This is a genomic window from Microbacterium sp. MF43, assembly GCF_012847295.1.
In the GTDB taxonomy this organism is placed as follows: Bacteria; Actinomycetota; Actinomycetes; order Actinomycetales; family Microbacteriaceae; genus Microbacterium.
The window spans coordinates 184,043-196,204 of sequence record NZ_JABBDY010000002.1; the positions used below are offsets into that span (position 1 = coordinate 184,043).

Below are 12,162 nucleotides of genomic sequence, written 5' to 3' on the forward strand. Positions count from 1 at the left end.
CTCCCCCTGGCGTACTCAAGACCTTCGATCGGCGTGAGTACCGCGATGGTGCTCAGAGACCGTCAGCAGGATGGGGGTCGTGCGGGGTTCGCAGAATTGCGACGGAGGCCAGATTCACGATGACGTGGAACCCTCCGCGTACTCCCTCACTGTACCACCCTTGAAGTCGACGGCGAGCATGAGGGCCTCCCACGGGGTGTCGGTCGCCGAGGCCGCCAGCGCGGCCGCCTCGAGGCGGCGTCCCGGGCCGTCCGCCAGCACGAGCACGCTCGGTCCGGCCCCCGACACGACGGCCGCGAACCCGGCGGCGCGCAGCGCGCGCACGAGCTTGTCGGTCTCGGGCATGGCGCTCGCGCGGTAGTTCTGGTGCAGCTTGTCCTCGGTCGCCGCCTGCAGCAGCTCGGGGCTCTGCGTCAGCGCGGCGATGAGGAGCGCCGAGCGCGAGACGTTGAAGACCGCGTCCTCGCGAGGCACCTGGAGCGGCTGGAGGCTGCGCGCCACCTCGGTCGACATCGTGAACTCCGGCACGAAGACCAGCGGCGACACGCCGCGGTGCACGAGGAGCTTCTTGTGCTGCGGTCCGTGCTCGTCGACCCACGCGATCGTCAGCCCGCCGAACAGGGCGGGGGCGACGTTGTCGGGGTGCCCTTCGAGTTCGGTCGCCAGTCGCAGCAGCGTGTCGGGACCGAGCTCGACATCGCCTTCGAGCAGGCCCTTCGCCGCGAGCAGCCCCGAGACCACGGCCGCACCCGACGAGCCCAGACCGCGGCCGTGGGGGATGACGTTGCGGGCGTGCAGGCGGAGTCCGGGCATCCGTCGTCCCACCGACTCGTACGCGTACGCGATCGTGCGCACCACGAGGTGGGAGGCGTCGCGGGGCACGTCGGCGGCGCCCTCGCCCGAGACCTCGATCTCGAGCTCGCCCTCGGGCAGCGCCGTCACGTCGAGCTCGTCGTACACGCTCAGCGCGAGGCCGAGGGTGTCGAATCCCGGTCCGAGGTTGGCGCTCGTCGCGGGCACGCGCACGGTGACACGGCGTCCCGGGGCCGGGACGACGGCTGCATTCACGCGGTCGCCCCGACGGGGGCGAGTCCGAGGACGGATGCCACCTCCGACGTCGCGGCGTCGACGACGGTCGGCTCGACCTGGCTGCCGTCGGCGTTGCGCAGGGCCCACTGGGGGTCCTTCAGTCCGTGGCCCGTGACCGTCAGCACGACGCGTGCGCCCTGCGGCACGACGCCGGCCTCGACGCGGTCGAGCAGACCCGCGACGCTGATGGCCGATGCGGGCTCGACGAAGATGCCGACCTCGCCCGCGAGCAGCTTCTGGGCGGCGAGGATGCGGGTGTCGTCGATCGCGCCGAAGTAGCCGTCGGTCGCCTGGCGCGCCTCGAGTGCGAGCTCCCACGACGCCGGGTTGCCGATGCGGATCGCGCTGGCCACCGTCTCGGGGTTCTTCACGACCTCGCCGCGCACGAGCGGCGCCGAGCCCTCGGCCTGGAATCCGAACATGCGCGGCACGCGGGTCGAGACGCCCGCGTCGGCCTCTTCGCGATAGCCGCGGGTGTAGGCGGTGTAGTTGCCGGCGTTGCCGACGGGGATGAAGTGGAAGTCGGGGGCGTCGCCGAGCTGCTCGACGACCTCGTAGGCGGCGGTCTTCTGACCGTCGATGCGGTCGGGGTTGACCGAGTTGACCAGGTGCACCGGGTAGTGCTCGGCGAGCTCGCGCGCGATCTCGAGGCAGTCGTCGAAGTTCCCGCGGATCTGGATGAGCTGCCCGTTGTGGGCGACGGCCTGGCTGAGCTTGCCCATCGCGATCTTGCCCTCGGGCACGAGCACCGCCGCGGTGATGCCGGCGTGCGCGGCGTACGCCGCCGCCGAGGCGGAGGTGTTGCCGGTCGACGCGCAGATGACGGCCTTCGCACCGTGCTCGATGGCGCGCGAGACCGCGACGGTCATGCCGCGGTCCTTGAACGAGCCGGTCGGGTTCATGCCCTCGAACTTCACCCACACGTCGGTGCCGGTGAGGCGCGACAGCGCCGGGGCGGGAAGGAGCGGCGTGCCGCCCTCGCCCAGGGTGACGACGGTCGAGGCATCCGTGACGCCCAGACGATCCGCATACTCGCGCAGGACTCCGCGCCAGACGTGTGCCATGTCAGTCTCCTTCCACGCGCAGGACCGAGACGACGCGCTCGACGACGCCGCTCGCGGCGAGACGGTCGACCGTCTCGCTGAGGTCCTGCTCCAAAGCCTTGTGTGTGCCGATCTCCAGACGCGCGGTGCGGGCGTCCTCGCCCGCGACGGTCTGCTCGACGGTCGCGATCGACACGCGCCCGTCGCTGAGGATGCCGGCCACGGTCGCGAGCACGCCCGGCTGGTCGTCGACCTCGAGCGTGATCTGGTAGCGCGTGGTCACCCGCCCGACCGGCACGATGGGCAGGTTGGCGAGGGTGGATTCGCCGACGCCGACTCCGCCGGCGATGTGGCGGCGGGCAGCCGACACGACGTCGCCGAGCACGGCGGACGCGGTCTGCACTCCCCCGGCGCCGGCGCCGTAGAACATGAGGTTGCCGGCCGCCTCGGCCTGCACGAAGACGGCGTTGTTCGCGCCGTGGACGCTCGCGAGGGGGTGGGCGCGGTCGACGAGAGCCGGGTAGACGCGCACCGAGATGGACTCGCCGGTCTCGGCATCCGTCAACCGCTCGCACACCGCGAGGAGCTTGATGACGTACCCGGCGTGGCGGGCGGCGTCCATCATCGTCTTGTCGATCGCCGTGATGCCCTCGCGGTGGACCGCCTCGAGCGGAACCGTCGTGTGGAAGGCGAGGCTCGCGAGGATCGCCGCCTTCTGCGCGGCGTCGTAGCCCTCGACGTCGGCGGTCGGGTCGGCCTCGGCGTACCCGAGGCGCTGGGCGTCGGCGAGCACGTCGGCGAACTCGGCGCCCTCGGTGTCCATGCGGTCGAGGATGTAGTTCGTCGTGCCGTTGACGATGCCCATGATGCGCTGCACGCGGTCGCCGGCGAGCGAGTCGCGCAGCGGGCGGATGATCGGGATCGCGCCGGCCGCCGCGGCCTCGTAGTAGACCTCGGCGCCCACCTGGTCGGCGGCGTCGAAGATCTCGGGACCGTGGGTCGCGAGGAGCGCCTTGTTGGCGGTGACGACGTCGGCGCCCGAGTTGATGGCCTGCAGCAGGTAGGTGCGCGCCGGCTCGATGCCGCCCATGAGCTCGATCACGATGTCGGCGCCCACGATGAGGGCGTCGGCGTCGGTCGTCAGCAGCTCGCGGGGCAGATCGGTCTCGCGCGGCGCATCGATGTCGCGCACGGCGATGCCGACGAGCTCGAGGTGGGCACCGGCGCGGTCGGCGAGCTCGTCGGCGTGCTGGCGCAGCAACGCAGCGACCTGAGAGCCGACGGCACCCGCACCCAGCAGTGCGACGCGGAGGCGGCGGTAGTCCGTCATGCGATCCCTTCCGTGGGGTGGCCGAGGCCGGCGTCGCGGGCGAGCAGATCGTCGATCGTCTCGCCGCGCACGATGACGCGGGCCTCTCCCCCGCGCAGCGCCACGACGGGCGGGCGGGGGACGTAGTTGTAGTTGCTCGCGAGCGAGAAGCAGTAGGCGCCGGTGGCCGGGACGGCGAGCAGGTCGCCGGGGGCGACGTCGCCGGGCAGGTATTCGGCGTCGACGACGACGTCACCCGACTCGCAGTGCTTGCCGACCACGCGCACGAGGGCGGGGGCGGCGTCGCTCGTGCGCGACGCGATGCGGGCGGAGAACTCCGCGCCGTACAGGGCGGGGCGGGCGTTGTCGCTCATGCCGCCGTCGACGCTGACGTAGAGGCGCTGCGCGCCCTCGCCGATCTCGACGGGCTTGGTCGTGCCCACTTCGTAGAGCGTCACGCCGGCGCGGCCGACGATCGCGCGACCCGGCTCGAAGGCGAGGTTGGGGACCGGGATGCCCCGCACCTCGCACTGCCGCGCGACGGCGTCGGCGATCCCGACCGCGAGCTCCTCGATGGGCGTCGGGTCGTCGACCGACGTGTAGGCGATCCCGAAGCCGCCGCCGAGGTTCAGCACCGGCAGATCACCGCCGGTAAGCAGCTCGGCGTGCAGCTCGACGATGCGCGAGGCGGACTCCTCGAAGCCCGCGGTGCCGAAGATCTGCGAGCCGATGTGGCAGTGCAGGCCGACCAGCTCGAGTCCGGGAAGCTCGCGGATGCGGGCGGCGGCGGCCGGGGCATCCGTCAGCGTGAAACCGAACTTCTGGTCTTCGTGAGCGGTCGCCAGGAAGTCGTGGGTCTCGGCGTGCACGCCGCTGTTGACGCGCAGGAGCACCGACTGGGTGACGCCGCGACGGTCGACGATGGCCGCGAGGCGCTCGATCTCGATCAGGCTGTCGATGACGATCGACCCGATGCCGGCCTCGACGGCGGCCTCGAGCTCGGCGACGCTCTTGTTGTTGCCGTGGAACCCGAGGCGGGCGGGATCGGCTCCGGCGGCGAGGGCGACGGCCAGCTCGCCGCCGGTGCACACGTCGACCGCGAGTCCTTCGTCGGTGACCCAGCGCACGACCTCGGTGCTGAGGAAGGCCTTGCCGGCGTAGTAGACCCGCGCCTGCACGCCGTAGAGGGCGGCCGCGGCGCGGAACGCGTCGAGGGTGCGGCGGGCGCGGGCGCGAACCTCGTCCTCGTCGAGGATCCACAGCGGCGTGCCGAACTGCTCGCGCAGGGCCGTGACCGGGATGCCGCCGAGCGAGAGCACCCCGTCGTCGGAGCGCTCCGCGTTCTCGGGCCACACCAGCGGCGCGAGCGCATTGGCGTCGTCGGGCTCGACGAGCCAGTCCGGTGCCAGGGAACGGGACTGCGAAGGGGCGGACACGGGTGGGACCAATCGATTCGAGCTTCGGCGCTGAGCCGTCCGGGGGCCGGATCGGCGCGGATGCCTCGGCCGGGATTTCACGTGCCGGGCGGTTTCAGCAGTCTAGGGCACGGCCCATGCCTGCCCCGTGATGTGTGACACCCGCCGACTCAGGTGCTGCAGGTTCCGTTCGCCTGCAGTTCCGGGTCGGTGACGATCGCGCCGTCGACGTCGGCCTCGGCGACGAGGAAGTCGCCGTCGACCGAGACGTCGGTGAGGGTCACGCCCGCCGGGATGTACTGCGCGAGGCAGACGGTCCAGTCGCGCACCACGGCGTCGGCGACCGCGCCGAACTGGTCGGACAGCTGCGCGGCGTCGATCTCGGCACCCGCGAGCTCGAACCCGACCGGGGTGAGGACGAGGTCTCCCTCGGCGATCGACGGCGTGAGCTCGACGCCGACCGGGAACCGCACGCCGAACACTTCGAGCTCGGCGTTCATCGAGACGTTCGGCTCGGCGAGGGCGACCGTGTCGACGGGGAGCTCGTCGATCGTCGAGAGCAGTGCCTGCAGCTGCGCCTCGTCGAGCGTGACGGTGGCGGTCGCGCCGCCCATGTCGACGCCTTCCTGGATCGGCACGTCGGTCGCCACGACCGTGACGTCGCCCTCGAACTCGCCGACCGGCACGTCGTGGGACGACACGGTCACCTCGTTGAGGCTGCCGCCCAGCAGCTGCGGGATCAGCACGCCGGGGACTTCGACGTCGACCGGGTGGTCGGCGGGGAGGGACAGCCGCTCGGTGATCTCGGTGCGGATCGTGCGGGTGACGAGGTCGCGGGCGATGGCCTCGGCCGCGAACCACGCCACGATGGCGAGGACGATCACGATGCCGAACGCGACCAGCCACGGCCACGCACGCTTCCGCCGGCGCGGCGCCGGCTCCCAGTCCGGCGGCCGTTCGGTCGAGTACGCGTCGCCGGCGGTCATGTCACATCCGTTCCGGCGCGCTCACGCCGAGCAGGTCGAGGCCGTTGCGGAGCACCTGGCCGGTGGCGTCGTTGAGCCACAGCCGCGTGCGGTGCACCGCCTCGACGGGTTCGTCGCCGAGCGGGATGACACGGCAGTTGTCGTACCAGCGGTGGTAGAGGCCGGCGAGCTCCTCGAGGTAGCGGGCGACGCGGTGCGGCTCGCGCATCTCGGCCGCGAACGCGACGATGCGCGGGAACTCCTGCAGTGCGCCGAGGAGCGCCGACTCCGTCTCGTGCGAGAGCAGCTCGGGTGCGAACTCGGAGCGGTCGACACCGGATGCCCCGGCATTGCGCGCCACGTTGTGCGTGCGCGCGTGGGCGTACTGCACGTAGAAGACGGGGTTGTCGTTGGTGCGCTTCTGCAGGATCTCGGGGTCGAGAGTGAGCGGCGAGTCGGCCGGGTAGCGGCCGAGCGAGTACCGCAGGGCGTCGGTGCCGAGCCATTCGCGCAGGTCGTCGAGCTCGATGATGTTGCCCGCGCGCTTGGACAGGCGCGCGCCGTTGACCGACACGAGCTGGCCGATGAGCACCTCGATGTCCTTGTCGGGGTCGTCGCCTGCCGCGCCGGCGAGCGCCTTGAGGCGGTGGACGTAGCCGTGGTGGTCGGCTCCGAGCAGGTAGATCTTGTGCGCGAAGCCGCGGTCGCTCTTGCTCAGGTAGTACGCGGCGTCGGCGGCGAAGTAGGTGTACTCGCCGTTGGAGCGGCGGATGACGCGGTCGCGGTCGTCGCCGAAGTCGGTCGTGCGCACCCAGACGGCGCCGTCTTCGTCGAAGACGTGTCCCTGCTCGCGGAGGCGGTCGACCGCCTCGTCGACGAGGCTCGGTCCGCCGTCGGAGGCCTTCGCGTGGAGCGTCCGCTCCGAGAACCACACGTCGAAGTGGACGTTGAACCTCTCGAGCGAGACCTGCAGCTCGCCGAGCTGGAAGTCGTACGCGAGGTCGCGCGCCGTCGTGAGCTGCTCGTCGGGGCTCAGCTCGAGCAGGTCGGGGCGCGCGGCGAGCACGCGCTGCGCGAGCGCCTCGATGTAGCCGCCGGCGTAGCCGTCCTCGGGAGTCGGCTCGCCCTTCGCGGCGGCGAGCACCGAGCGGCCGAACCGTTCCATCTGGGCGCCGGCGTCGTTGATGTAGAACTCGCGCACGAGGGTCGCGCCGCTCGCGAGCAGCAGGCGCGCCATCGAGTCGCCGAGGGCCGCCCAGCGGGTGTGGCCGATGTGCATCGGTCCGGTGGGGTTGGCACTGACGAATTCGAGGTTGATCGTGTTGCCGCGCTGGGACTCGTTGGTGCCGAACGCCGCGCCGGCGTCGACGATGGTCTTGGCGAGGGCACCGGCGGCTGCGGCATCCAGTCGGATGTTGATGAATCCGGGACCGGCGACCTCGACGCTCGCGACGCCGTCGACGGCTGCGAGTCCGTCGGCGATCTCGGCGGCGAACTCGCGCGGGTTGACGCCGACGACCTTCGCGAGCTTGAGGGCGGCGTTGGACGCCCAGTCGCCGTGGTCGCGGTTCTTGGGCCGCTCGAGGGGCAGGTCGGCGGCGGTGAGCCCTTCGGCCGCTCCGGGTCGTCGGGCCTCGGCGAGCGGGGCGACGACGGCGAGCAGGGCGGCGGAGAGGGCTTCGGGATTCATAGCCCGCTCATTCTACGGGCGCGCCCCCCGGTCGTTGAGCGAGCGAAGCGAGACGAAACGCGTCAGGCCCCCGCCCGCCCCTCAGGCCAGCTGCACCAGCGAGGTGAAGTCATCGAGCGACGGATCGGATGCCTCGGGCAGCGTCTCCAGTCCATCGAGGGTCGCCGTGTCGGGAACGACCCAGGCGTCGACGCGCATCCGCTTCAGTCCGACGTAGCCGCCGTGGTAGCTGAGGAAGGCGCAGTCTGCGGCATCCCTCCCCGTCGCGATGCGGACGAGCGAGCGGCGATTCGCGAGGCGCGTGCCGTCGATGACGTACCAGGCGCCGTCGAGGTACGCCTCGGCGACGGCGTGGAAGTCCATCGGCTGCAGGCCGGGGGCGAAGCACGCGGTGTAGCGGGCGGGCATGTCCATGGCGCGCAGGAGGGCGATGACGACGTGGGCGTAGTCGCGGCAGACGCCCTGTCCGGTCATGAGGGTGGTGACGGCGCTGTCGGTGCCCTGGCTGAGGCCGGGCGTGTAGGTGGTGCTCGTCGCGACGAAGTCGGACACGGCGGCGATGAGGTCGTGGCCTGAGAGTCCCTTGAACTGGCGGCGGGCCTGCTGGAAGACCTCGTCGGACTGGCAGTAGCGGCTCGGGCGCAGGTAGGTGATGGCTTCGAGGTCGCTGGTGCGGCCGGTCGTGGCGTGGCCGTCGACGGTGGCTTCGTACCGGACGTCGAGGCGTCCGGCCTCTCCGAGAAGGCGGTGCAGGCGGCTGCCGGACTGGTCGACGATCTCGGTCGGCGTGTAGACGCGGTCGCCCTGGGTGAAGGTCAGCTGCTCGCTCACGAGGGGGTTTCCCTGGGCCGCCGTGATCTGGAAGATGAGGTCGACGGATGACCCCAGTTCGAGGTCCAGTTCGGCGGTCACGACGCGTTGCACCGGAGTATCTTACGCATGCCGAAGTGACTGCTCTCTGCACGTGTGAGCGCGGAGCGGGCGGGGCCGCTCGACGGAGCTTCGGGAGCGCGTCGAGGCTCAGGATTCGCGCGGAGTTTCCCCACCTTTCGGACGCGGATGCGGAGCACACGGATTCGTGACGTACCCTCTGTGCATGCCCGCGCCCGGACGCCTTCGCGAACGGCGTCCGTGGCTGCCGCTCATCGGCGCCGCGCTCGCCGTCGTGGCCGTGTGCGCGCTCGGCATGTGGCGGCCGTGGGTGACGCCGTCGGCTCCCGTCGCGGTGGAGCAGAACGTGGTGGCGCAGATCGCTCCGGCCACCCTGCAGCTGCCGGATGAGCCGCACGTTCTCGTGTTCGGCGATTCGTGGGTATACGGCTCCGCCGCCATCGTTCCGACGCTGGGCTTCGCCTACCGTCTCGAGGACGAGCTCGGGTGGAACGTGACCGTCGACGGCGTGCGCGGCAGCGGGTACCTCAAGCCCGGCATCGACGGCGGCTCGTACGGCGAGCGCGTGGCTGCCCTCGACCCTTCACTGGATCCCGATCTGGTGATCGTCGAGGGGTCGATCAACGATCGTCGGCTTTATCCGGCGGGGTATCAGGATGCCGTCACCGCCGTGTGGGATTCGCTTGTCGCCCTCTATCCCGAGGCGCAGTTCGTGATCCTCGGGCCAGCGCCCCAGGTGCTTCCGGTCGAGGCGCCGACCGCTCAGATCGACGCCGACCTCGCGGCCCTCGCTGGAGCCCGCGGCTGGTGGTACATCTCCCCCATCGCCGAGGGCTGGATCAGCCCCGACAACTACGCCGCGGTGATCGACACCGGCCCCACCGGTCGCGACCACCCCTCGACGGCCGGGCACGCGTTCCTCGCCGGCAAGGTCGCCGAGGCGGTCGCCGGCATGATCGAGCCGACCGAGGTCGTCGCCGACGCTCCCCTGGACGAGGCGCCCATCACACCGTGAGCGACGAGAGCGAGGTCGCCGGGGTGGTAACCTCGATCGGCACGCCTCCGTAGCTCAGGGGATAGAGCGTTGGTTTCCGGTACCAAAGGTCGCAGGTTCGATTCCTGTCGGGGGCACGAGAGAAATCCCAGGTCATCCTGGGATTTTTTCTTTGCCCGAGTTCGGGGTTGACGATTTCGGGGCCGATTTGCCCACATTTTGCCCACATCCGTTTTGTAGACCTTCGACCACAGGCACGCGCGCTCAGCTGCCTAAGCCGACAACCTGCGTGGGATTGGTCGGCAGGATCGGGCGTGCGGGATCGTCGCGTGTGACGAGATGACGCTGCGCGGCGAGGTCGAGCGCGGCGGCCACGCTGTCGAGATCGTCGGGGAACAGGTCGGCGTAGACGTCGAGGGTCATCGTCGCGGAGGCGTGGCCGAGCATGCCCTGGATCGCCTTGATGTTCGCGCCCGACGACAGCGCAAGGCTGGCCGCAGTGTGGCGGAGATCGTGCGGCGTGACTCTGGGGAAGCTCGGGTCGGCCCGCTGCACTCGCTGCACTGCCGAGGCGAGGGTGCGGGACCGGAAGTTGCCGGCGCGGATGACGTCGCCGTTCGGCGACGGAAAGAGCAGATCGTCGGGCTCGCGATCTTCGCAGGCCTCTGCGATCGGGTCGACGAGGAACTGCGGGAACGGCACCGACCTTCGCGCGTGGGTCTTGGGCGTGCCGAAGACTATGTGGCCCGCCGGTTCAGAGACGGCGCGAGCGACCTCCACGCGGAGACGCGCGAACTCGACGTCACGGACGCGCAGCGCGGCCGCTTCGCCCCACCGCAGGCCGGTGTACGCAAGGAACAGCACGAGCGTCCGCGAATCGCCGCACTCGTCGGCGAGGCGATGGACCTGAGCGTGGGTGAGGTACCCGCGCTTTGCCTTGATGCGGCGCGGCAGCTGGATGCCTTCGGCGGGGTTCCGGACGAGCCGGCCGTCCCTGACGGCGAAGGAGAAGACGAGCGAGAAGACGGCGTAGATGTTGCGGACGGTCTGAGGTGCGAGGGTCTTCGACAGGTCGCTGATCCAGTGCTGGATCTCGGCGTAGCCGATGTCGCTCAGGCTGCGCCTCCCCCACCGCGGGATGATGTGCTTGCTCAAGGCGCTCTCGTACCCCACCAAGGTCGTCGGCTTGAGTTGGGCCTGGCTCTTGAGCCAGTCCTGCACCCAGGATTCGACGTTCACTCGCGCGAGCGCTGGGTCGACATATGAACCTCGAGCCTTCGAGAGCTCCACCGTGTGAAGGAACTCCTCCGCGTCGCGCTTGGTGCGGAAGCCGCGCTTGTCCGTCTGGGAGTGATCAGGCTTGCGATACCGCACTCGGTAGCGACGGCCCTGCGCCGATTCGTATGCCGTGATGGTGCCCATTTCGACCTCCGATCATGCGGGTTGACGGTCAGTATCGGGCCAGTGTCGGACACTGGACGGGGGTCGTCAACGCGATCGATCACGGATGTCGATGGATGTCGGAAGACGTCGTCAACTGGCGTTGGGTCGAGGGGCGCCTCCCTCCGACGCCGAGAGTGTAGCGATCGGTCGCGCCTCCGTTCTCGCCGCTCACTCCTTGCAGACTCCGCGCTGGCGCGCGTCGCTTAGCAGCCGTTCGACGACGAGCACTGCGCCGCGCCCGAGCGCTGGGAGGCTGATTGTCGGACGGACGCACAGCGCAACGAGCGTGCAAGCTAGCGATCGTTGATCCGCTCGGCGGCCCGCAGCCCGGCGGCTGACAGCTGCCATGAGCCATCCGCGTCTCCTACTAACAATCCTTCTCGGACCATCTTCGCCCTCTCGTAGCTCGCCCGGTTCCGCCACTTGGTCTCGAACGGTCGTGACCGAGGAGTGCTGAGGTCGTCAGAAGTCCAATAGCGACCCCACCTGTGATCGAGTTGGTCGAGAACTGAGCCTCGCGAGCGACGTTGGGCCGGTGAGTCGCGCAGGACCAGCAGAATCATCTCGCGAAGCCGTGGCTGGGGCGTGAGCGCCATCGCGCATCTCCTCAGCTCTTGGGCGCCGGGCTCAACGAGCCGGTCGCGTCGAGAACTTTCAAGGTGGCAAGCACGGCGCTGTCACGGTATTGCTTCGATTTGGCTGCTGTGCGCACGGTCTTGACGACAGTGCTTGCGTCGAACACCGAGACCGGGCCGCCCCCGATTACCTGCCCCGCTGCCCACGTCCGAATAGCTGCCTCGCTTGCGGCGGTCGAGAACCGTCCAGCGTAGAGGCGCATCTCAATTTGGCCAAGGTCGTATCCGAATCGCTCGGCGGCGCCTTCGACGACGCTCTCGCGGACGTCGGGCTGGTTCAGAAGCGCATACCATTTCGAGTAGGTCGGATCATTGCCAATCACGTGATCGGCCACTACACCACGGGAGCCGAAAAACGATTTCACGGTCGCAAGGACGAGCTTGTCTCGGCGAGCACCGACGAGGTCAACTTCGAACCCATGGGTCTGGTACTCGTCGTACGCCTGTTTGCGGGTCTTGCGGCGCACGTTGAACTTGAGCGCGCCCGATACAACGAGTCCTTCGGACTCCATCGCGAGCGCCACGAACTGTTCGAATGCTTCCATGGCTGTCGTCGTCATTCTAGTTGGAAACTCGGGTTTCAGAGCGGATGCTTGAGTTGATCGGAGCGGCAGTCCTCCCATCCCGCTAGAGTGCACAATCGGGGGATCGACGTGTTGGCGAATCCCCGCGAGCATGACGGATGCAA

10 protein-coding genes and 1 tRNA gene are annotated in these 12,162 nt (G+C 69.8%); 2 read left to right on the plus strand and 9 right to left on the minus strand.

All coding sequences use genetic code 11. The features are described 5' to 3' along the window. Positions 1-114: 114 nt before the first annotated feature. The 7 genes from thrB to HF323_RS05270 form a co-directional block, all read right to left on the minus strand. A complete protein-coding gene (gene thrB, locus HF323_RS05240) occupies positions 115-1,068 on the minus strand; it encodes a homoserine kinase (protein WP_169581538.1) in 954 nt (317 codons plus the stop codon). Beyond that, positions 1,065-2,153 carry a threonine synthase gene (gene thrC / locus HF323_RS05245; protein WP_169581539.1) on the minus strand — a complete coding sequence of 363 codons (1,089 nt, stop codon included), beginning with the start codon at positions 2,151-2,153 and terminating at the stop codon, positions 1,065-1,067. Before thrC ends, thrB begins: the two co-directional genes overlap by 4 nt. Before the next feature lies 1 nt (position 2,154). Beyond that, positions 2,155-3,462: a homoserine dehydrogenase gene (locus tag HF323_RS05250; RefSeq protein WP_169581540.1), complete on the minus strand. Its 1,308-nt coding sequence runs from the start codon at positions 3,460-3,462 to the stop codon at positions 2,155-2,157. After that, positions 3,459-4,877, minus strand: a complete 1,419-nt coding sequence (gene lysA, locus HF323_RS05255) for a diaminopimelate decarboxylase (protein WP_169581541.1) — start codon at positions 4,875-4,877, stop codon at positions 3,459-3,461. The genes HF323_RS05250 and lysA overlap by 4 nt, the downstream gene beginning before the upstream one ends. Before the next feature lie 149 nt (positions 4,878-5,026). Further along, positions 5,027-5,842 carry a DUF2993 domain-containing protein gene (locus HF323_RS05260; RefSeq protein WP_169581542.1) on the minus strand — a complete coding sequence of 272 codons (816 nt, stop codon included), beginning with the start codon at positions 5,840-5,842 and terminating at the stop codon, positions 5,027-5,029. 1 nt (position 5,843) lies between these two features. Further along, on the minus strand, positions 5,844-7,511 hold the full coding sequence (locus HF323_RS05265) for an arginine--tRNA ligase (protein ID WP_169581543.1): 1,668 nt from the start codon (positions 7,509-7,511) through the stop codon (positions 5,844-5,846). Positions 7,512-7,592: 81 nt separating this feature from the next. After that, on the minus strand, positions 7,593-8,435 hold the full coding sequence (locus tag HF323_RS05270; RefSeq protein WP_169581544.1) for a transglutaminase family protein: 843 nt from the start codon (positions 8,433-8,435) through the stop codon (positions 7,593-7,595). A 172-nt stretch (positions 8,436-8,607) separates the two neighbouring features. On the opposite strand from HF323_RS05270, the gene HF323_RS05275 reads away from it, so the two are divergent. Next, entirely contained in the window at positions 8,608-9,417 is an 810-nt protein-coding gene (locus tag HF323_RS05275; RefSeq protein ID WP_169581545.1) for an SGNH/GDSL hydrolase family protein, read from the plus strand. 43 nt (positions 9,418-9,460) lie between these two features. Next, a tRNA-Arg gene (locus HF323_RS05280) sits at positions 9,461-9,533 on the plus strand. 127 nt (positions 9,534-9,660) lie between these two features. On the opposite strand, the gene HF323_RS05285 is transcribed toward HF323_RS05280, so the two are convergent. Both HF323_RS05285 and HF323_RS05290 read right to left on the minus strand, forming a co-directional pair. Continuing rightward, on the minus strand, positions 9,661-10,818 hold the full coding sequence (locus HF323_RS05285; RefSeq protein WP_169581546.1) for a site-specific integrase: 1,158 nt from the start codon (positions 10,816-10,818) through the stop codon (positions 9,661-9,663). A 628-nt stretch (positions 10,819-11,446) separates the two neighbouring features. Then, complete coding sequence (locus HF323_RS05290; protein WP_169581547.1) at positions 11,447-12,019, minus strand: hypothetical protein; 573 nt, start codon at positions 12,017-12,019, stop codon at positions 11,447-11,449. Between the last annotated feature and the right edge of the window lie 143 nt (positions 12,020-12,162).

Excerpts from the sequence above, each read along its gene's own strand:
- thrC (WP_169581539.1), bottom strand. The coding sequence starts at position 2,153 with ATGGCACACGTCTGGCGCGGAGTCCTGCGCGAGTATGCGGATCGTCTG.
- HF323_RS05250 (WP_169581540.1), bottom strand. The coding sequence starts at position 3,462 with ATGACGGACTACCGCCGCCTCCGCGTCGCACTGCTGGGTGCGGGTGCC.
- HF323_RS05260 (WP_169581542.1), bottom strand. The coding sequence starts at position 5,842 with ATGACCGCCGGCGACGCGTACTCGACCGAACGGCCGCCGGACTGGGAG.
- HF323_RS05265 (WP_169581543.1), bottom strand. The coding sequence starts at position 7,511 with ATGAATCCCGAAGCCCTCTCCGCCGCCCTGCTCGCCGTCGTCGCCCCG.
- HF323_RS05275 (WP_169581545.1), top strand. The coding sequence starts at position 8,608 with ATGCCCGCGCCCGGACGCCTTCGCGAACGGCGTCCGTGGCTGCCGCTC.
- HF323_RS05285 (WP_169581546.1), bottom strand. The coding sequence starts at position 10,818 with ATGGGCACCATCACGGCATACGAATCGGCGCAGGGCCGTCGCTACCGA.
- HF323_RS05290 (WP_169581547.1), bottom strand. The coding sequence starts at position 12,019 with ATGGAAGCATTCGAACAGTTCGTGGCGCTCGCGATGGAGTCCGAAGGA.